Annotated in this window: 21 protein-coding genes and 1 pseudogene; 6 read left to right on the top strand and 16 right to left on the bottom strand. The window is 60.4% G+C overall.

Translation table 11 applies throughout. From position 1 onward, the window contains the following. Positions 1-39: 39 nt before the first annotated feature. A complete protein-coding gene (locus BM174_RS07395) occupies positions 40-714 on the top strand; it encodes a Hint domain-containing protein (RefSeq protein ID WP_177209439.1) in 675 nt (224 codons plus the stop codon). Positions 715-849: 135 nt separating this feature from the next. On the opposite strand, the gene BM174_RS07390 is transcribed toward BM174_RS07395, so the two are convergent. The 9 genes and pseudogenes from BM174_RS07390 to BM174_RS07350 form a co-directional block, all read right to left on the bottom strand. Next, on the bottom strand, positions 850-3,054 hold the full coding sequence (locus BM174_RS07390) for a 3-hydroxyacyl-CoA dehydrogenase NAD-binding domain-containing protein (protein ID WP_093923205.1): 2,205 nt from the start codon (positions 3,052-3,054) through the stop codon (positions 850-852). Positions 3,055-3,079: 25 nt separating this feature from the next. Beyond that, a complete protein-coding gene (locus tag BM174_RS07385; RefSeq protein ID WP_093923204.1) occupies positions 3,080-3,379 on the bottom strand; it encodes an acetyl-CoA acetyltransferase in 300 nt (99 codons plus the stop codon). Beyond that, entirely contained in the window at positions 3,379-4,593 is a 1,215-nt protein-coding gene (locus BM174_RS07380; protein ID WP_093923203.1) for an acetyl-CoA C-acetyltransferase, read from the bottom strand. Before BM174_RS07380 ends, BM174_RS07385 begins: the two co-directional genes overlap by 1 nt. Before the next feature lie 11 nt (positions 4,594-4,604). Continuing rightward, positions 4,605-5,243: a glutathione S-transferase family protein gene (locus BM174_RS07375; protein WP_093923202.1), complete on the bottom strand. Its 639-nt coding sequence runs from the start codon at positions 5,241-5,243 to the stop codon at positions 4,605-4,607. A gap of 82 nt (positions 5,244-5,325) precedes the next feature. Then, positions 5,326-5,637 (bottom strand): annotated as a pseudogene (locus BM174_RS07370) (acyl-CoA dehydrogenase family protein); the annotation flags it as partial. A gap of 187 nt (positions 5,638-5,824) precedes the next feature. Next, entirely contained in the window at positions 5,825-6,037 is a 213-nt protein-coding gene (locus BM174_RS07365) for a hypothetical protein (protein ID WP_093923200.1), read from the bottom strand. Between the two features lie 50 nt (positions 6,038-6,087). Continuing rightward, the gene (locus BM174_RS07360; protein ID WP_093923199.1) at positions 6,088-7,869 is read right to left on the bottom strand and encodes an acyl-CoA dehydrogenase C-terminal domain-containing protein; all 1,782 of its coding nucleotides are present in this window, start codon (positions 7,867-7,869) and stop codon (positions 6,088-6,090) included. Positions 7,870-7,932: 63 nt separating this feature from the next. Next, positions 7,933-8,334: a MerR family transcriptional regulator gene (locus BM174_RS07355; RefSeq protein WP_093923198.1), complete on the bottom strand. Its 402-nt coding sequence runs from the start codon at positions 8,332-8,334 to the stop codon at positions 7,933-7,935. A 313-nt stretch (positions 8,335-8,647) separates the two neighbouring features. Continuing rightward, on the bottom strand, positions 8,648-9,004 hold the full coding sequence (locus BM174_RS07350; protein WP_425442338.1) for a MerR family transcriptional regulator: 357 nt from the start codon (positions 9,002-9,004) through the stop codon (positions 8,648-8,650). Between the two features lie 132 nt (positions 9,005-9,136). Here BM174_RS07350 and BM174_RS07345 point away from each other — a divergent pair, with 132 nt between their 5' ends. Genes BM174_RS07345 through BM174_RS07335 form a run of 3 tightly spaced genes read left to right on the top strand, consistent with a single transcriptional unit; the run spans position 9,137 to position 11,433 of the window. Beyond that, on the top strand, positions 9,137-9,559 hold the full coding sequence (locus tag BM174_RS07345) for a PaaI family thioesterase (RefSeq protein WP_093923196.1): 423 nt from the start codon (positions 9,137-9,139) through the stop codon (positions 9,557-9,559). Continuing rightward, a complete protein-coding gene (locus BM174_RS07340; RefSeq protein ID WP_093923195.1) occupies positions 9,556-10,068 on the top strand; it encodes a PaaI family thioesterase in 513 nt (170 codons plus the stop codon). The genes BM174_RS07345 and BM174_RS07340 overlap by 4 nt, the downstream gene beginning before the upstream one ends. Beyond that, complete coding sequence (locus BM174_RS07335) at positions 10,069-11,433, top strand: MATE family efflux transporter (protein WP_093923194.1); 1,365 nt, start codon at positions 10,069-10,071, stop codon at positions 11,431-11,433. A 10-nt stretch (positions 11,434-11,443) separates the two neighbouring features. Here the strand turns inward: BM174_RS07335 and arsC are convergent, their stop codons facing one another. The 4 genes from arsC to BM174_RS07315 are packed head-to-tail and all read right to left on the bottom strand — an operon-like array spanning position 11,444 to position 13,603. Continuing rightward, complete coding sequence (gene arsC / locus BM174_RS07330) at positions 11,444-11,788, bottom strand: arsenate reductase (glutaredoxin) (RefSeq protein ID WP_093923193.1); 345 nt, start codon at positions 11,786-11,788, stop codon at positions 11,444-11,446. After that, positions 11,785-12,828 (bottom strand): quinone-dependent dihydroorotate dehydrogenase, encoded by a 1,044-nt coding sequence (locus BM174_RS07325; RefSeq protein ID WP_093923192.1) that lies wholly within the window; start codon positions 12,826-12,828, stop codon positions 11,785-11,787. Before BM174_RS07325 ends, arsC begins: the two co-directional genes overlap by 4 nt. Then, on the bottom strand, positions 12,825-13,256 hold the full coding sequence (locus tag BM174_RS07320; protein WP_093923191.1) for a DUF1330 domain-containing protein: 432 nt from the start codon (positions 13,254-13,256) through the stop codon (positions 12,825-12,827). Before BM174_RS07320 ends, BM174_RS07325 begins: the two co-directional genes overlap by 4 nt. Then, on the bottom strand, positions 13,253-13,603 hold the full coding sequence (locus tag BM174_RS07315) for a DUF952 domain-containing protein (protein ID WP_093923190.1): 351 nt from the start codon (positions 13,601-13,603) through the stop codon (positions 13,253-13,255). The genes BM174_RS07320 and BM174_RS07315 overlap by 4 nt, the downstream gene beginning before the upstream one ends. 152 nt (positions 13,604-13,755) lie before the next feature. Here BM174_RS07315 and BM174_RS07310 point away from each other — a divergent pair, with 152 nt between their 5' ends. Further along, entirely contained in the window at positions 13,756-15,312 is a 1,557-nt protein-coding gene (locus tag BM174_RS07310; RefSeq protein ID WP_093923189.1) for a bifunctional metallophosphatase/5'-nucleotidase, read from the top strand. Between the two features lie 75 nt (positions 15,313-15,387). Here BM174_RS07310 and BM174_RS07305 read toward each other — a convergent pair whose 3' ends face one another. Beyond that, positions 15,388-16,674: an MFS transporter gene (locus BM174_RS07305; protein ID WP_093923188.1), complete on the bottom strand. Its 1,287-nt coding sequence runs from the start codon at positions 16,672-16,674 to the stop codon at positions 15,388-15,390. Between the two features lie 241 nt (positions 16,675-16,915). Between BM174_RS07305 and BM174_RS07300 the strand changes: the two genes are divergently transcribed. Further along, positions 16,916-17,581, top strand: coding sequence for an SOS response-associated peptidase (locus BM174_RS07300; RefSeq protein ID WP_093923187.1), 666 nt, complete (start codon positions 16,916-16,918; stop codon positions 17,579-17,581). A gap of 37 nt (positions 17,582-17,618) precedes the next feature. On the opposite strand, the gene BM174_RS07295 is transcribed toward BM174_RS07300, so the two are convergent. Continuing rightward, positions 17,619-17,948, bottom strand: coding sequence for a cupredoxin domain-containing protein (locus BM174_RS07295; protein WP_093923186.1), 330 nt, complete (start codon positions 17,946-17,948; stop codon positions 17,619-17,621). A gap of 135 nt (positions 17,949-18,083) precedes the next feature. After that, positions 18,084-18,983, bottom strand: a complete 900-nt coding sequence (locus BM174_RS07290; RefSeq protein ID WP_093923185.1) for a LysR substrate-binding domain-containing protein — start codon at positions 18,981-18,983, stop codon at positions 18,084-18,086. Positions 18,984-19,077: the final 94 nt, after the last annotated feature.

Below are 19,077 nucleotides of genomic sequence, written 5' to 3'. Positions count from 1 at the left end.
CGTCCCTGCCACGGACGCAGCACCATGGGGATGGATGAAATGTTTGGATGGAAAGAAAAGAGCCCACAGATAGCCCACCGCTCGGTCGAGCGTTCGGGCGCGTTTGATGGCGGTCTGGCCGCGCAAACCCAAGGGTTGATGGCGGGCACCCGTGTCGCATCCAACCTCGGTTGGCGGTCGGTCGAGGCACTGGCGGTCGGTGATACGGTGCTGACCTTCGACCACGGCATGCAGCAGATAATTGAGATCCGCCGCCGCGTGGTGTGGATCGACGCAGCGCAGGGCCGGGCCGGATTGCCTGTTGTGGTGCCCGCAGGGGCGTTGGACAACCGGACCGAACTGACCCTGCTGCCCGATCAAGGGGTGCTGGTTGATTGTGACGCGGCGCAGGATATGTACGGCGACCCCTTCGCTGTGGTGCCTGCTTCGGCGCTTGATGGGGTGCGGGGCATTCACCGTGCCGCCCCGTTTCAGGAACTCGAGATCATCGCGATCTACTTTGCCCGCGACGAGGTAATTTATGCCGAAGGCGGCGCCTTGGTGCATTGCCCCGCGACTACGATCGCGCTGGATCAATTCCTTGCCGCCGACGCTGCAACCTACGACCTGCTGGGCACCAGTGACGCGGCCTTTATCGCCGAATGCCTAATGCGCGAAGACCAGATCCTTGCCTCGGTCGGTCGGGTCTCGGGCGCTGCCGCCGCTTATTGCTGACGAAACGGTGCGTCTAACGCGACGCACTGCCTAAAAGCCCTGCGACCTGACACGAAAACATCCCATCCCCCAAACGAAAAGCGCCCCCTTGTTTTTGCAACAAGGGGGCGCAGTCTATTTAAGTTTTGCCTAGGATCAGGCGGCGGCTTTCTTCTCGGGGTTGAAGCGCCCGTAGAAGCTTTGACCCTTGTCGGCCATATCGCGCAGCAGATCGGGGCAGGCGAAGCGCTTGCCGTATTTCTCGGCCAATTGGTCGCAACGCTCGGCAGCATAGGGGGTGCCGATGATGTCGAGCCATGACAGGGGGCCACCGGACCACGGCGCAAAGCCCCAACCGAGGATCGCACCGACATCGCCTTCGCGGATGTCCATCAACACGCCTTCTTCCAGCGCACGCACCGCCTCCAGCACCTGTGCAAACATCAGGCGATGTTGCACTTCGATGAGATCGGGCTGCACGTCGGCCAGCGGGTATTTCTCCTGCATGCCTTTCCAATAGTCCTGACGCTTGCCCTTTTCATCGTAGTCAAAGAAACCGGCGTTGGACTTGCGGCCCAGACGGCCCTTTTCTTCCATCCAGAAGATCAGCTCATCGGCAGGCGATTCCGGATAGGCATCGCCCATCGCGGCTTTGGTCGCCCGTGCGATCTTGGCGCCAAGATCAATGGAGGTTTCATCGGTCAACTGGATTGGCCCTACGGGGAAGCCCAGCATTTGTGCCGCGTGGTCGATCATCCAGGGCGCTACACCTTCGGTGATCATCCGCGCGCCTTCGTTGACGTAGGGGATGATACAACGGTTGGCATAGAAGAACCGCGCGTCATTCACGACGATCGGCGTTTTGCGGATCTGGCGCACGTAGTCGAGCGATTTGGCCACTGCACGATCGCCGGTTTCGGCACCTTTGATGATCTCGACCAGCAGCATCTTTTCTACCGGAGAGAAGAAGTGGATGCCGATGAACTGCTCGGGGCGGCTGCTGGCTTTGGCCAGCTCGCTGATCGGCAGGGTCGAGGTATTGGAGGCGAAGATGCAATCCTCGGGGATCACCGCTTCGACGCGCTTGGTGATCTCGGCCTTGACCTTGGGGTCCTCGAAAACCGCTTCGATGATCAGGTCGCAGCCTTTCAGCGCGTCGACATCCGGCGTCGCAGTGATCAGGCTTAGCAACGCCTCTTTCTTCTCGGGCGTCGCTTTCTTGCGGGCGATGCCTTTGTCCATGTAGGTCGCGGCATAGGCTTTGCCCTTGTCGGCAGCGGCCTGATCGCGGTCAATCAACACAACCTCGATACCCGCCTGAGCAGAAACCAGCGCAATGCCCGCGCCCATCATGCCCGCACCAAGGACGCCGAGCTTTTTGACGCGTTGGTCTGGTACACCTTCGGGGCGCACAGCACCTTTTTCCAAGGCTTCCTTGTTAAGGAAGAGCGAACGGATCATCGCCTCGGAGGAGGGGTTCATCAGCACATGGGTGAACCAGCGCGCTTCGATCTTGAGCGCAGTGTCGAAAGGAACAAGCGCACCTTCATAGACAGCCGAGAGCAGCGCTTTGGCAGCAGGGAAGGCGCCTTTGGTCTTGCCGTTCACCATAGCGCTGGCGCCGACAAAGGTCATGAAGCCAGCGGGGTGGTAAGGCGTGCCGCCGGGCATTTTGTAGCCTTTGGCATCCCACGGCTTGAGAATATCGGCGTCCGTGGCGCTTAACACCCATGCGCGGGCTGCGGCCATCGGATCGTCGGAAACCTCATCAATGATGCCCGCCTTTTGCGCGGCCTCGGGGCTGACCATCTTGCCTTCGAGCAAGAAGGGAGAGGCCGCCATTGCGCCCAGTTTGCGCACCATCCGTGTTGTGCCGCCCGCGCCCGGAAAGATCCCGACGAGAATTTCGGGCAGGCCGATACGGGCCTTGGGGTTGTTGGCCACAAAAGTGCGGTGCGTGGCGAGCGGGATTTCCAGTCCGATGCCCGCAGCAGTGCCGGGCAGCACAGCAGCAACAGGTTTGCCGCCTTTGTTGGTCTTCTTGTCCATGCCTGCGCGTTCGATTTTGCGTAGCAGGGCGTGCATTTTCATGGTGCCCTCAAACAGGCCCTTGGCAGGATCGTCGCCCGCATCTGCCTTCATCTTGGCGAGCAGGTTAAGGTCCATGCCGCCGGCAAAAGAACCCTCCTTGCCGGAGGTGATGATGATGCCTTTGACAGCCTCGTCAGCCAGGGCGGCGTCGATGTTTTCTTCCAGTTCCCGCAGCCCGTCAAAGGACATCACGTTCATGGATTTGTTCGGCACATCCCAGGTAATCGTGGCGATGCCCTCGGCGTCGGTCTTCATTGTGAAATCGGTCATATGTCTCTCCCGTCAATGGGTTAGGTCAGCTGCGCTGAAATTTGTAATCAGCAAATTTTTCCAGCAGGGATTCGATCAGGGCCAGCGTGTACTCGTGGTCTCCGGCACAGTCCTCGGCGCTCAGCAGGATGCGCTTGTGCTTGCCAAAGAACTCGCGGTCAAACGGGTCGCTGGGATCGTCCCGGTGCTTGAAAAACAGCGCAGGATCAGTGTGATAAAGCCGCACGTAATCGCCGTCATGCTCGACCTTGATTTGCAAGTCGGGCGCGCCGCGCTTCTTTGCGAGTGCGGCAACGCCGTGGAACGGATGTTTGCTCTCGGCCATTATACGCGCTCAATTATCGTAGCGGCGCCCATGCCGGACGCGATGCAGAGTGTGGCCATGCCGACTTCCTTGTCGGAACGCTCCAATTCATCGAGCAGCGTGCCGATGATCATCGCACCAGTCGCACCCAGCGGGTGGCCCATTGCAATGGAGCCGCCGTTGACGTTGACCTTGCTGTCTTCCACGTCGAAGGCCTGCATAAAGCGCATGACCACGGCGGCGAAGGCTTCGTTGACCTCGAAAAGATCGATGTCACCGATCTTCATGCCGTTATCCGCAAGGATTTTCTCAGTCACTGGTACGGGGCCGGTCAGCATGATGGTCGGGTCGGTGCCGATCTTGGCGGTGGCGCGGATGCGGGCGCGGGGCTTCAGCCCGTATTTCTCGCCGAATTCCTTGTTGCCAATCAGCACCGCAGCGGCACCGTCAACGATGCCCGAAGAGTTGCCCGCGTGGTGGATGTGGTTGATCTTCTCCAGATGCGGGTACTTCATCAAAGCGATCTTGTCGAAGCCGGGCATGACTTCACCCATCGCCTGAAACGCAGGGTTCAGCGCGCCGAGCGATTGCATGTCGGTTTGCGGGCGCATGTATTCGTCGTGATCAAGGATCGCGAGACCGTTCTGGTCGCGCACGGTGATCACCGATTTGGCAAAGCGGCCTTCGTCCCAAGCGCGTTTGGCGCGCTGCTGCGATTGCACGGCCAGTTTGTCAGCCTCGTCACGGGTGAAGCCATATTCGGTGGCGATGATATCGGCCGAAATGCCTTGCGGCACAAAATAGCTGTCCATCGCGAGCGAGGGGTCAACGGCAATGGCCGCACCATCGCTGCCCATCGCCACACGGCCCATCATTTCAACGCCGCCCGCGATATAGGCATTGCCCGCGCCGCCGCGGATCTGGTTGGCGGCAAGGTTCACGGCTTCCATGCCGCTGGCGCAGAACCGGTTGATCGCAAGGCCGGGGATACGCTCGTCAAGGTCAGAGGCCAGCACCGCAGAGCGGGCAAGGCAGCCGCCCTGTTCCATCACTTGGGTGACATTGCCCCAGATCACATCCTCAACAGCGTGGCCTTCGAGGTTGTTACGCTCTTTCATAGCATTCAGCGTCAGCGCCGAGAGGCGCAGCGAGGTCAGCTCATGCAGGGAGCCATCAGCGCGGCCTTTGCCACGCGGGGTGCGCAGGGCGTCGTAGATATATGCTTCTTCGGTCATAACAGTCTCCTTTAGGCGCGGTCAGCGGGGCTGCCGGGCATGAGGTCATAGGGGGCTTTCCAGCCCGGTGTTTCGGACAGGCGTGTGAGCCATGTGTCGATGTTTGGCCGATCCTTGCGGTCAAAGCCGAAAGGTTCGGGGTAATATAGGTAGCCGCAGCACGACAGGTCGGCGTTGGTCAGGCTGTCGCCGACGATCCACTCGCGTCCTTCAAGGTGATCGTTGAGCACCCCGTAAGCAGCCGCGAGACGCCCTTGCATGAAGCCGATCACCTCTTTGGGGCGTTTGTCTTCGGGCAGGAAATTCATCAGAAAGCGGGTCATTCCGGCATTCGAGCTGAGCTTGTGGTTGTCCCAGAGCACCCAGCGCAGGATCTCGCGGCGTTCCGTCGCATCCTTGCCGCCGAACTTGCCGGATTTCTCGGAGACGTAATCCTGAATGACACCGGATTGGGTCAGCCGCAGGTCACCATCGATCATCACTGGCGCTTCGCCCATGTTGTTGAGCGCAGTGCGATAATCGGGGCTGCGGGTTTCGCCGCCGAAAAAGTCCACCTTGACCGGTTCCCAGTCGAGGCCGCTGAATTGCAGGGCGAGGGCCGCTTTATAGGCGTTGCCGCTTTCGCCGAAGCAGTGGAGTTTGATTGTCATAGGTCAGGTCCTTGTTGGCGGGTCATACGGGGGTTTTACACGCCCGAACCCCCGTTGAGTTTTTTTGGCCAAATGAAGCGGGTTAGTGGGCGCGTCCGATCAGTTCGTTCATGATTTCAATGGTGCCGCCGCAGATGCGCTGGACGCGGGCGTCGGCCCCCATTTCACCAACAGCGTATTCTTGCATGAAGCCATAGCCGCCGTGCATTTGCAGGCAGATATCAGGCACTTCGCCTTGGGTGTCGGTGAGCCAGGATTTCTGCATGGTGGCTTTCTCGACCGTCAACGCGCCGCGTTGATTATCAGCGATGCAACTGTCGAGGAAGGCGCGGGCGACCGAGGTTCTGGTTTTGGTTTCGGCGGGCTGGAAGCGGGTGTTCTGGAGCTGGGTCAGGCCAAGTACAGCGGCCTGCTGCGAGGTATCGCGGTCCATCTGGCAGTGCTTGCGTGATTTATCGAATTCTAGTGCCCATTCGGTGTCGATGAACGCCGCGGTCATATCCGCGAGCATGCGGTGTTCGCCCGTCATCCAAGGCGACGTGCTGGTTGTCTGGTCTTTCATCTGCCGCCCCTCCCAAGTGTCAGCGTTTGCGATCGTCGAGCTCCGAGTTGAACAGCCGCAGGCGGGCTGTCAGGTTTTCTTCATGGATTACGCTGTTAAAATTCTCGAACAAAAAGGAGAGCGCCTCGCCTTCGTCTAGCCCTGCGTCCTTGCTGAATTTTTTCAGCTTGCGATAGCCATCCTCTGTCATTGCGACAGGGAAGCGGCGGGTCAGGCGGAAGCGTTTTGGCATGGTCTTTCCTTTGTGGGTCGGAGCGGGGCACGTAGCCCCGCCCCTCCGGTTCAGAAGTCGGCTTCGGCCAGAGCCATCACTGTGTCGGCGCCCGATTGGATACGGGTCAGGTGAAGCGCAGTGGCAGGCAATTGGCGCGCCATATAGTAACGCCCCGTGGCCAGCTTGGTCTTGTAGAATTGGGCGTCACCGGTGCCCGCTGCAAGGGCATTCTTGGCCGCCAAGCCCATTTTCGCCCACATCAGGCCAAGGCAAACATGCCCGAACATGTGCATGAAGTCATTCGACCCTGCCAGCGCGTGATTGGGGTTTTTCATACCGTTTTGCATGAAGTACATGCCCGCCGATTGCAAATCCTTGCTGGCAGCCTTGAGCGGGTCAAGAAAGGCGGTATCGAATTCGGTGTCCTCGCCAGCGTTGTCTTTAATGAAGTTCTTCACCATGTCAAAGAACGCCATCACATGCTTGCCGCCGTCCTGCGCCAGCTTGCGCCCGACAAGGTCAAGCGCCTGCACACCATTGGCACCTTCGTAGATCATCGCAATGCGGGCATCGCGGGTGAACTGCGACATGCCCCATTCCTCGATATAGCCGTGGCCGCCATAGATCTGCTGCGCCTTGACGGTCATGTCATAGCCTTGATCGGTCAGGAAACCTTTGATCACTGGCGTCAGAAGCGACACGAGGCCATCGGCATCCTTGTCATCCGCGCGGTGTGCGGCGTCGATCATGGACGCACCCCAAAGGATGAAGGCACGCGCACCTTCGGCAAAGCTTTTCTGATCCATCAGCGAGCGACGGATATCGGGGTGCACGATCAGCGGATCGGCGGGTTTGTCGGGATAGGCCGCACCCGTCACCGCACGACCCTGAAGGCGGTCGTTGGCATAGATTACCGCGTTCTGATAGGCGACATCGGCCTGTGCCAGACCCTGCATACCAACGCCGACGCGGGCCTCGTTCATCATGGTGAACATGGCGCGCATGCCCTTGTGCTCTTCGCCCAGCAAATAACCGGTGGCACCGTCATAGTTCATCACGCAGGTGGAGTTGCCGTGAATGCCCATCTTCTCTTCGATGGAGCCGACAGTCACACCGTTGCGCTCGCCCAGAGAGCCGTCTTCGTTCACCATGAACTTCGGCACGATGAACAGCGACACACCCTTGATGCCTTCGGGGCCGCCTTCGATCTTGGCCAGCACCAAGTGAATAATGTTGTCGGCCATGTCGTGTTCACCCGACGAGATGAAGATTTTCTGGCCGGTGATCTTAAAGCTGCCATCGCCTTGTGGGGCTGCTTTGGTCCGCATCAGGCCCAGATCGGTGCCGCAATGCGGCTCGGTCAGGTTCATAGTGCCGGTCCACTCACAGGAGACCATGTTGGGCAGGTAGGTGTCTTTCTGGGCGTCAGTACCATGGGCAAGGATCGCCGAGGCCGCGCCGTGGGTCAGACCCTGATACATCGTAAAGGCTTGGTTTGCGGCGGAGAACATCTCGCCCACGGCAGTGCCGATCACGTAAGGCATGTTCTGCCCGCCGTATTGCTCAGGCATATCAAGGCCGGTCCAGCCACCTTCTTTGACCTTCTCGAAGGCTTCCTTGAAACCTTTGGGCGTGTAGACAACGCCATTTTCCAAGCGGCAGCCTTCACGGTCGCCAACCGCATTCAGCGGGGCGAGCACGGCAGAGGTCAGCTTGCCCGCTTCGTCAAGAATGGCAGCGGTGAAATCAGGCTCAAGCTCTTCGTAGCCGGGCGTCTTGGATTCCGTGACCTTGAGCACATCGTGCAGCACAAATTGCAGGTCTTTCGTGGGGGGGGTGTAGCTTGGCATCAAGGCGCTCCGTTTCGAATTTGCTGGCGATATGTCGGTATGGCGGGTGCGGTCAGGCGCAGATTATTCTGCGGCCTTGCGCGATTGGTTGACGGAAGCGATCATCTTCTCGCCCCACTTTAGCTGGTCTTGCAGATCGTTGATGTTCGCGTTCAATTCATCGCGCTGGGCTTCCATAGCGGCAAGGCGTGCGCGGGCGATTTCATAGGTACGGGCGATCTGGGTCTGCTGCTGGTCGCCCATGTGATACAGGTCCAGCAACTGGCGGATTTCTTCGAGGCTAAAGCCAAAGCGCTTGCCGCGCAGGATCAGTTTCAGTCGCGCGCGGTCGCTCTTGGTGAACAGGCGTTTTTGGCCATCACGGATCGGGAATAGCAGTTCTTTGGCTTCGTAAAACCGCAGGGTCCGCGGTGTGACGTCATAGGCGTCGCACATCTGGCGGATGGTCAATGTATCGGTGCTCATCGTTCATACCTTTGTCAGGAAAGGGTGACGTTCATGCATTTTACGTAAGTGACAAACGCAGCCATACAACGACTGCCAAGGTTTACGTAAGTAAGACGCCACGTCACTTTGTAACTTTACGTAGCGACGTATCGCGTAAAGGCAGGCCCGCTGCGTTGCGACCTGTTTCTGAACTGAATTTAAGATGGTATTTAGGGGATCGGGGCCGCACCTGTCCGAACCTCACACACTGACGGGGTGCGGCAGGGCAAGCGGGTGCAGTGACGAGAGTTCGAGGATGTGCCTTAAAGGCTGACGTCAGGCAGGACCGTATCTAGGCATCAAGCGACTGTGCCGTGTCATCGCGCAGTTTCTTTAATTCAGCCATCGCCTCTTCCAATTGCTTGCGCTGTTCGGCCAGTTCGGCCAATTGCCCGTCGGCCATGATGATCCAAGCTTCCATCTGGGCGGTGGTGCCTTCGTGTTCATAGATCATCAGCCACTGGCGGATATCTTCCAGCGAAAATCCGAACTTGCGGCCGCGCATGATCAGTTTCATCCGCGCCTTTTCACGCGGGCCGTAAAAGCGGGTTCTGCCTTCGCGCTGGGGTTGCAATAGTTCGATATATTCGTAGTAGCGCAGCGTGCGCGGCGTCACGTCAAAATGCGCGCACATTTCTTTGAATGTCATTTGCTGCTCTGGCATCTGCGGCCCCCCTAAACTCAAGCTAGAACCAAGGCTGACCGAGCGCAACAGGTGGTCTTGCCCTTTGCCAGACAGCCCCCGATAAAGGTCACGCTTCACCGAAGGAATTCCAAGCCGATGACAGACAAGATTAAATTGGCGGCGAGCTTTATCAAGGCTTTGCCGCATTCCGCTGCGCTGGGAATGCAATTGCAATCGATTGAGGCGGGCACGGCGGTCATCTCGATGCCCTATAACGACCAGTTGGTTGGCGATCCGAAAACCGGCGTAATCCACGGCGGGGCAGTTTCGGCTTTGATGGATACCTGCTGCGGTGCGGCGGTAATGAGCCACCCCAGCAATCCCGCTGGCACCGCGACGATGGATTTGCGCATCGAATACCTGCGCGCCGCCGTTCCGGGCCAGACAATCACCACCACAGCCACCTGTTATCACGTCACCCGCTCGGTTGCTTTTGTGCGTGCGCAGGCGATGGACGAAGACAGCGACAATCCGGTCGCCATTGCCACCGGCACCTTCACTGTGGAGGGGAAACGATGAGCACCAGACGCCCGCCAGAGCCCGTTCAGGTCGTCAAGCAACGCCGCGATAAAGTGTTGCGTGCCATGGTCGACGGAGTGCCCTATATCCGGTTCCTCGGGATCGAGTTCGAGCGCCGTGGCGATGAACTGACCGGCATCATGCCTTTCAAGGACAGCCTGATCGGCAACCCGATGCTGCCTGCGCTGCATGGCGGCGCGACGGCGGCCTTCCTTGAGGTGACGGCAATTATCACGTTAAGCTGGGGGATGCTTTGGGAGGATATGGAAAGCGGTGCGCTGGATGTGACCAACCTTGATCACGCACACCTGCCGCGCCTGCCCAAAACCATCGACTTCACGGTTGATTATTTACGCTCCGGCCTGCCGCGCGATGCTTATGCTCGGGCGCGGATAAACCGTTCGGGGCGGCGCTATGCCTCGGTGCATGTGGAGGCATGGCAAGACAATCGCGCGCGGCTGTTTGCACAAGCAACAGGGCACTTCGTGATGCCGCAAAGGTCCGAGTAGATGAACCAGCCGCTGAGCGATGCAGAGGTCCGCGCCGTCGACAAAGGCGCGCTGGCGCCACGGGATGTGGTGACCCATCGTCGCGTGCTCAACATCGCGCTGCCGATTGTTATCTCAAACGCCACGGTCCCGATCCTTGGTGCCGTGGATACCGGCGTGGTCGGCCAGATGGGGCTTGCTGCACCGATTGGCGCGGTGGGGCTGGGCGCGATTATCCTGTCGGCGCTCTATTGGATATTCGGCTTTCTGCGCATGGGCACTGTGGGTCTGACGGCGCAAGCAGCCGGCAATGACGATCACGCCGAGGTCGCCGCGCTGCTGACCCGTGGCTTGCTGATCGGGGCGGGGGCGGGGGCACTGGTAGTGCTGTTGCAGGTGCCGTTGTTCTGGCTGGCCTTCAAGGCCTCGCCGGGCTCGCCCGAGGTGGAGGGGCTGGCGCGGCAATATATGGCGATCCGGATCTGGTCGGCCCCTGCCGCGATTTCGATCTATGCGATCACCGGCTGGTTGATCGCGCAGGAGCGGACCCGCGCCGTGCTGGTCATTCAGGTCTGGATGAACGGGCTGAATATTGTGCTCGACCTATGGTTTGTGCTGGGCCTTGATTGGGGCGTGCAGGGGGTGGCCGTGGCGACCTTCCTCGCGGAATGGTCGGGCGCATTGCTAGGCTTGTGGTTCTGCCGCGCGGCCTTTGCCTTGCCGGACTGGCGCAATTGGGTGCAGGTTTTTGACCGCCCCCGCTGGGTGCATATGATGTCGGTGAATACCGATATTTTGATCCGATCGATGCTGTTGGAGGCGATGTTTGTCTCCTTCATGTTCCTCGGCTCCGGCTTGGGCGATGTGACGCTGGCCGCCAATCAGGTGCTGTTGCAATTCCTGATGATTACCGCCTTTGCGCTGGATGGTTTTGCCTTTGCGGCAGAGGCGATTGTGGGCCGCGCTTTGGGGGCACGACAACGGGCTGTGCTACGGCGCGGAGCCGTGTTGACCTCCGGCTGGGGGCTGGTGATTTGCGTGGCTATGGCGGTGGGTTTTGCCATCGGCGGCGGGGCGATAATTGATCTGATGGCCAAGGCAGAGAACGTCAGAGCCATCGCGCGCGAATATCTACCTTATATGGTCGCCGCGCCATTGGCAGGCTGTGCCGCATGGATGCTGGACGGCATCTTTATCGGCGCCACCCGTTCGCGGGACATGCGCAATATGATGTTGGTGTCCTTCGCGGTCTATGTCGCCTCGGTGCTGGTGTTGTTGCCGCTCTTGGGCAATCACGGGCTGTGGCTGGCGCTGCTGATTTCATTTGTGACACGCGGCATTACGCTCGGCCTGCGCTACCCCGCGCTTGAGGCAGCGGCGGACTGATCCGGCTGGCTCAGAGCAGGTCTTGCACAGCTTCTGGCGGGCGGCCAATCACGGCGCGGCCGTCTTTGAAGGCGATGGGCCGTTCGATCAGGATCGGGTGAGCCACCATCGCGGCCAGCAAGGCGTCATCGCTGCTCTGCGGGCCAAGTCCCAGCGTTTTGAAGACTGCCTCGCCCTTGCGCATCATCGCAATCACCGGCGGCATCCCGAGCGCCGCGCGTGCGGCTTGCAACTCAGCCAGATCGGGCGCGTCATCAAGGTAGCGTCGCAGCGACACCTCAGCCCCTGCAACCTCAAGCAAAGCCAGCGCCTGCCGTGATTTCGAACAGCGCGGGTTGTGCCAAAGCGTAATCACAGCCAGTCGCTGCGCCTGCTGCCGACCGCATCGGCGACTGTCGCGAAACCGTCGCGGGCCAGAAGCGCGTCCAGCCCTTCGGCAATTTCGCGCACCAGTGTCAGTCCGCCAAACACCAGTGCTGTATATAGCTGCACCGCAGAGGCACCTGCGCCGATCTTGGCATAGGCTTCCTCGGCACTCGAAATACCTCCGACGCCGATTAAGGGAATATCGGTCAGAGTCGACAGCCTTGCCAGCACGCGGGTGGACTTCTCAAACAGCGGCGCACCGGACAGGCCGCCCGCTTCGCCCATATGCAGGCTGTTCAGCCCGACACGGTCAAGCGTTGTATTGGTGGCGATGATCGCCGCCACACGGGCGTTGGTGGCAACCTCGGCGACATCCTCGATCTCGGCCGCGGTGAGGTCGGGCGCGATTTTGAGAAACACCGGACACGCCCCGCGGACGTCCATGACACCTTCAAGCAGGCCCGCGAGTGCTGCCTTGCCTTGCAAATCGCGCAGCTTTTCCGTGTTGGGCGAGGAGACATTGACCGTGGCAAAATCGACGTGATCGCGGGCGGCGACCATGACGCGGGCGAAATCGGCGGCACGGTCGGTGCTGGTCTTGTTCGCGCCGAGGTTCAGCCCGGCAGGCACGCCAGCCCCGCGCCGCGACAACCGCGCGACGATGACCTGCATGCCTTCGTTGTTAAAGCCAAAGCGATTGATCGCGGCGGCATCCTCGGTCAGGCGAAACAGACGCGGACGCGGGTTGCCGGACTGCGGCAACGGCGTCGCGGCCCCGACCTCGATAAACCCGAAGCCTGCACGTGACAGAGGCGCAACCGCGGTGGCGTTCTTGTCAAATCCGGCGGCAAGGCCGACCGGATTGGCCAGATCCAACCCCGCAATCCGCGTTTTCAGGCGGGCCGAGGTGATCGGGCCGGGGGCGGGGGCCAGACCGGTTTGCAGTGCTTGGATCGCCAAACCATGGGCGACTTCGGGGTCAAGGCGGTGCAAGGCCGAAAGGCCCAACCGCTCGATCAGCGCTCTCATGCAAATCCGTCCGTCAAAGGCAGCGACTGGCTGCGGATGAGCCGCGAGGTTTTGACCGCCGCCTGCCGATGTTTCACGGCTTGCTGATATTCGGGATCAGACACCATGGCGAGAAAGGCATGCGCATTGGGGTAGGCCGCGATGAACATTACGTCCCATGCCTCATCCGCAGGGCCGATCAATGTCAGATCGAACTGGCCGCGCCAGATAATCGAGCCGCCGACGCGGGCCAGAACCGGCGCAGAGTGGCGACCGTAGAGCGCATAGGCCTCGGCCCCGCTCAACCCGTCGCGGGCCAGATCATGATCGCCCGCATAATTGGCCTTGTCGCGCAGGGCGACGAGGTTCAGCATATTGAGGGGTTTATCGCGTTCCAGACCTTTGAACGCATCAAATTGCGCCCGCTCTGGGTCGATATACCCTGTCACGCGCTTGCCTCGGCCAGACCGGCGGGGAACTGGTGCACCCCGTCGAGCAGGGGCAGCGGCTGGGCCCAGACCAGATCCGACAGGGCCAGCTTACGATAGAGGTGCGGGAACAGCGCATCGCCGCGCGACTTTTCCCACTTGATGTCCTGACCGCAGCTGTCGGTCTCAACGGCAAGCAGATACAGGCCCTCTTCGCCCGAAAAATGCTTGGCTGCCGTTTCGGCGGCCTGTTCAGCGGTGGAGAAATGGACATAGCCGTCAGTGACGTCAATCGGCGCCCCTGCGGTCTCTTTATCCTTGCGCAGGGCGGCCCATTCGTCCGCCCGGAATATCTTGAAGATCAGCATGGGGCACTGTTGCCCCGTGCTGTCGCGGGGGTCAAGCCCTGCTTGCCGCTGCGGCAAGAGCGAGGGGGACTACCAGAGGTGCACATCGCCTTTGACTCCGCTCGTGCCCCGCGCCACGATACCGCCATCACTCTATCCAACGGGGAAAACCAATGAAACGAATCCTGACAGCCACGGCAGCCCTCGCGCTGACCAGCGGTATGGCCGCTGCCGATTACAGCCTGACCATTTTGCACACCAACGATTTTCACGCGCGGTTCGAGCCGATCAGCAAGTACGACGGGCCTTGCGGTGCCGAGGATAACACTGCTGGCGAATGTTTCGGCGGGTCGGGCCGCTTGGTGACCGCGATTGCCGAGGCACGCGCACGGTCCAATAACGCGATCCTCGTGGATGGCGGCGACCAGTTTCAGGGCACGCTGTTCTATACCTATTACAAAGGCGCGCTTGCCGCCGAGATGATGAACAAGATGGGCTATGACGCGATGACCGTGGGCAACCACGAATTCGACGATGGCCCCGAAGTGCTCAGCGGCTTTATGGATGCGGTCAACTTTCCCGTGCTGATGTCGAACGCCGATGTCTCGGGCGAGCCGTTGCTGGCCGACAAACTCGCGAAATCCACCGTGATCGAGCGCGGCGGCGAGAAGATCGGCCTGATCGGTTTGACCCCGCAAGACACCCATGAACTGGCGTCCCCCGGCGATAACGTGACCTTCACCGATCCGGTCGGTGCGGTGCAGGGCGAGGTTGATCTGCTAACCGCGCAGGGCGTGAACAAGATCATCGTGCTCAGCCACTCCGGCTATGTCGTCGACCAGAAGATCGCGGCTGAAACCACCGGGATTGACGTGATCGTCGGCGGCCACTCCAACACCTTGCTTAGCAATACCAACGACCGTGCCGAAGGCCCGTACCCCACCATGGTAGGCGCAACCGCCATCGTACAGGCCTATGCCTATGGTAAGTTTTTGGGCGAGTTGAACGTGACCTTTGACGACGAAGGCAACGTGACCGAAGCCAAGGGCGAGCCGCTGATCATGGACGCGGCCGTGACCGAGGATGAAGCCACCGTTGGCCGCATCGCCGAGGCCGCCGCGCCGCTGGAGGAGATCCGCAACAAGGTGGTTGCCGAGACATCCGAGGCAATTGACGGCGACCGCAACGCCTGCCGCGTGATGGAATGCACTATGGGTAACCTCGTGGCCGACGCCATGTTGGCAAGGGTTAAGGACCAAGGCATCGACTTGGCCATCGCAAACTCTGGTGGTCTGCGTGCCTCCATCGACGCAGGCGAAGTGACGATGGGCGAGGTGCTGACCGTGCTGCCGTTCCAGAACACGCTTTCGACATTCCAGATCAGTGGCGAGACGTTGAAAGCCGCCCTTGAAAACGGTGTCAGCCAGATCGAAGAGGTCGCAGGCCGCTTCCCGCAGGTTGCGGGCATGACCTTTGCCTTTGATGCCAAAGCCGAAGTTGGCGATCGCATCAGCGATGTGACCGTGAATGGCGCACCACTGGAGATGGACAAGGTCTATGGCGCGGTGTCCAACGACTACGTCCGCAATGGCGGCGACGGCTACGAGATGTTCAAGTCTGCCGAAAATGCTTATGACTATGGCCCCGATCTGGCCGATGTCACCGCAGAGTTTTTGGCCAAGAACGGACCCTATGCACCTTATACTGACGGGCGCATTACGGTGAAGTAAATCCGGCTAATTGCAAAAGCAAAGGGCGCACTAAGGTGCGCCCTTTGTCGTTTTAGCAAGTGTCTGCAAGCGACCCTACCGCTTGCCCAGAACCTCGCGGATCGAGCGTGGTTCGCGGCGCCGTTGGGGGACGTCGCCCGCGTTGCTGTGTTCAGCCGTTTGCAGGTTCGAGGTGCGGCCCGCGTTGATCGGTTGGAAGCTCGACTTGTCGGCATCCGACACCGCCTCGCGCCGCCCGATGCGCCACAGGGTGTAGAGTATGACCATCCCGTGCGAGGCCGAAGTCACCATAAAGAGCGCCCGATTGCCGACTTCTTCCATCGCGAAACCCGCGATCAGCGGGCCGACGATGGAGCCAAGGCCATAGGTCAGCAGCAAGCCGCCGGAAATCTGGATCGCGGTGCCGGGTTCGGCATGGTCGTTGGCGTGAGCGACAATGACCGGATACATCGCATAGATTGACCCGCCCAGCAGCGCCGCCAACAGCAGGTTCATCCCGCGCCCTTGCGGGGCCAGCACCAAAAAGGCGATATCGGCGATTAGCGCCAGCGCGGCCACGCCGACCAGAACGCGGCGGCGGTCCATCTTGTCAGACAGCAATCCGACAGGGATCTGCATGATCGCGCCCGCCAGAATGGGGATCGAGGTGAAAAGCGCGATGGCCGCCAGCACCAGCCCGATTTTCTGCGCATATACCGCCGCGAGCGTGCCAAAGGCCGCGTTCGAGACCCCAACCCAGAACACGGCAAACACCGCCACGGGCGAGTTCTTCCACAGGCTGCGCAGGTTTAGTTTGACCGTTGCCAAAGGCGCTGGCGTCGAGGTCGAGCTGATCGCGGTTGGCACCAGCGCCAGACAATAAAAGATCGCGCCCAAGGCAAAGAACAGAAATCCGTTCGGATCACCCAGCGTCAACATCATCTGGCCCGCGGTGCTCGCGGTGAGGTTCACCATTGTGTAGACGCCGAAAATCCGGCCCCGCGCCGAGGGGGCGGACTGTTCGCTCAGCCAGCTCTCCACGATCATCGCCGCACCGGCAAAGCAGAAACCACAGACGCCGCGCAGGATGATCCACGCCCAAGGGTTCACCACGATGGCGCTGCCAAGGATCGACACAGCAGCGATGGCCGCCATCGCCCCGAAGGCACGAATGTGCCCGACCCGCGCCACCAACCCCGACGTCAACACGCAGCCCGATACATAGCCGAGCGCCCAGCCGGTGCCGAGCAGGCCGAGCGAAATATCGGAAAATCCTTCGTTGGCGCCGCGCACTGGCAGGATCAAACCGTTGATTCCTCCCGCAAACAGGAGGAAAAACGACCCGAGTAAGAGGGCGCTGACGGGCAGAAAAGACCTGAGCATACGAGTTCCTTGGCGCAAGGCTGAACAATTTGCCCTCTGTGCCAGATATCGCGGCGGGGTAAAACCGCATCGGTGACTGCGGGGACTGCAAAGGGCGTTGGTTGCGCAAACTTCAGCCAAGGGGGCAGGGCGCGGGCTGGGTGGTTTAGACAGAAGGCATGGGCCGTAGGCGTTGCAACCTTGCACGCCAGCTATATCTTAACCGCAAGACTTGCGGTGAGTGAGTGCAAAGGAACAGCCCATGTGCGGTCGGATGGCCATAACGCTTCCCCCCGATGCGATGTCGCAGCTTTTCAGTGCGGCACCGGCCAATGACCTGCCGCCGGTGCCAAACTATAATATCTGCCCGACCAATCAGGTGCATATCGTCACCAGCGCGGAAGAGGGGCAACGCAAATTGGGCGCGATGCGCTGGGGGTTGATCCCGCATTGGTACAAAAAGCCCAATGACGGGCCGCTGCTGATCAATGCGCGCGCCGAGACCATTGCTGAGAAGCCTGCCTTTCGTGCCGCAGTACGCGAGCGGCGCGGCATAATCGTGGCCAGCGGTTTCTACGAATGGACCAAAAGCGAGGATGACGGGCGCGACCCGTGGTACATCACACGCCAAGATGCCGCGCCCTTGGCCTTTGCGGCGATTTGGCAGGATTGGAAGCAACCGGACGGCAGTCGTCTGGCGACCTGCGCGGTGGTGACGACGGCAGCGATCGGAAAGATGACCGCGCTGCACAGTCGCGTGCCGGTGATCTTGGCGGAGGCTGACTGGCCGCTTTGGTTGGGCGAGGCTGGCAAAGGGGCGGCTGCACTGATGCAGCCCGCCGCTGAGGATCTATTGCATTGGCATCGCGTCGACCGCGCCGTCAATTCCAACCGCGCGACAGGCGCGGCGCTGGTCGCGCCGGTTTGAGCGGTGCGCCGCGGTGGGAATTGGACGGCTCGGTTGATTATTCGAGGCTAAATTGGCCTGTCATCTCTGAGCCATCGACCCAGTCGCCGCCAAAGGTGAGCGGGGTGGTTTCGTTCAACGCCAGACGATAGCTGCCCTCGGTCGGGATTGGTCCGGAGGTCCAGATTTCATCATCGCCCGAAACGGTATGCTCGGAGTCGGTTTCGTTGACAAAGACAATTGTGTCCCCGATCTGCGCGCTGACTACTGGTGGGAAATACGCGCCTTCCAGAATCAGGACGGTCAGATCATCGGCCTGCGCCGAACTGGCAATAAGGACTGTGGCAGTAGCAAGCGTACAAACGCCCGCGCGAAGTGAAGTAAGCATACCCATGCTCTCCTGTAACGGCCCCACCCGGTAACAGACAGTTTTATATAACTTGGGATTGAGGCAAAAATTAGGCAAATTTGGCGAGAAAATCTCGAAAGAGGGGCGGTCGCGACAGATTTTAGCGCGGGGGCGCTATGCTGGCGCCACAGTTTCTGCCTCGCTGGCGAGCCATGTCCTGAATGATTTTAAGGCGGCGGATTCGTCGCGGTCGTCGGGCCAGACGAGGTAATAGCTGCCGATGCTCTGCGTGGTCTGCGCCGAGGCCAGCACAAGCTTGCCATCGCGCAAATAGGGCTCGGCAAAGAACACTGGCAAGAGCGCCACACCGAGCCCGTGGATCGCCGCCTGTGCCATTGTCGAGAACTGGTCAAACACCATGCCCGTGGGCGGGGTGTCGGTGATACCCAAGGCGCCAAGCCAGCGGGCCCAGCCCTTGGGCCGGGTTTCGAGGTGCAATAGCGGGTGGTTCAACATGTCTTGCGGGTCTGCAATTGGCGCGGTGAGCAGTTCGGGGCTGCACACTGGCACAACACGTTCGGGCATCAGCGGCAGATATTGCACGCCGGGCCAATCTTCGTGGCCAAAATGGATTGCGGCATCAAAGGCGCTGCTGGCAAAGGCGAAAGGATGCAGGCGGGTGCTGAGGTTGACCGTGACCTCCGGATGGGCCTGCGCAAAGTCGCGCAAACGTGGCGCCAACCAATGCATGCCAAACGCGGGCAGGATCGCGAGGTTAAGCGAGCCACCCAATGGATTGGTGCGCGCCTTGAGCGAGGCCTGCGCCAACCGGTTGAGGATATCGCGCACATCGACGACGTAGTCTTGACCGGCCTGACTGGGCACCAGTTGGCGGCCCTGCCGGTGAAACAGCGTAAGGCCCAGTTGTTCTTCCAGCGTCTTGATCTGACGGCTGACGGCGCTTTGGGTGAGCGAAAGCTCCGCTGCGGCGAGCGTGGCGCTGCCCAGACGCGCGACAGCCTCGAAAGCGAGCAGCGCCGAGATTGATGGCAGGAAGCGGCGCGGGGCGATCATATGACTTTTTCTCATAGGTGCAGGATAAAGCAGCGATAGAGTTCCTCGCTTTGATTTGCAATACTGCTGCCAAATCCGAGCCATTCAGGAGAGC

This window comes from Sulfitobacter brevis (assembly GCF_900112755.1).
Taxonomy (GTDB): Bacteria; Pseudomonadota; Alphaproteobacteria; order Rhodobacterales; family Rhodobacteraceae; genus Sulfitobacter; species Sulfitobacter brevis.
Note: the sequence above shows the minus strand (reverse complement) of the source record. Positions and strands in the feature narration are given on the sequence as shown.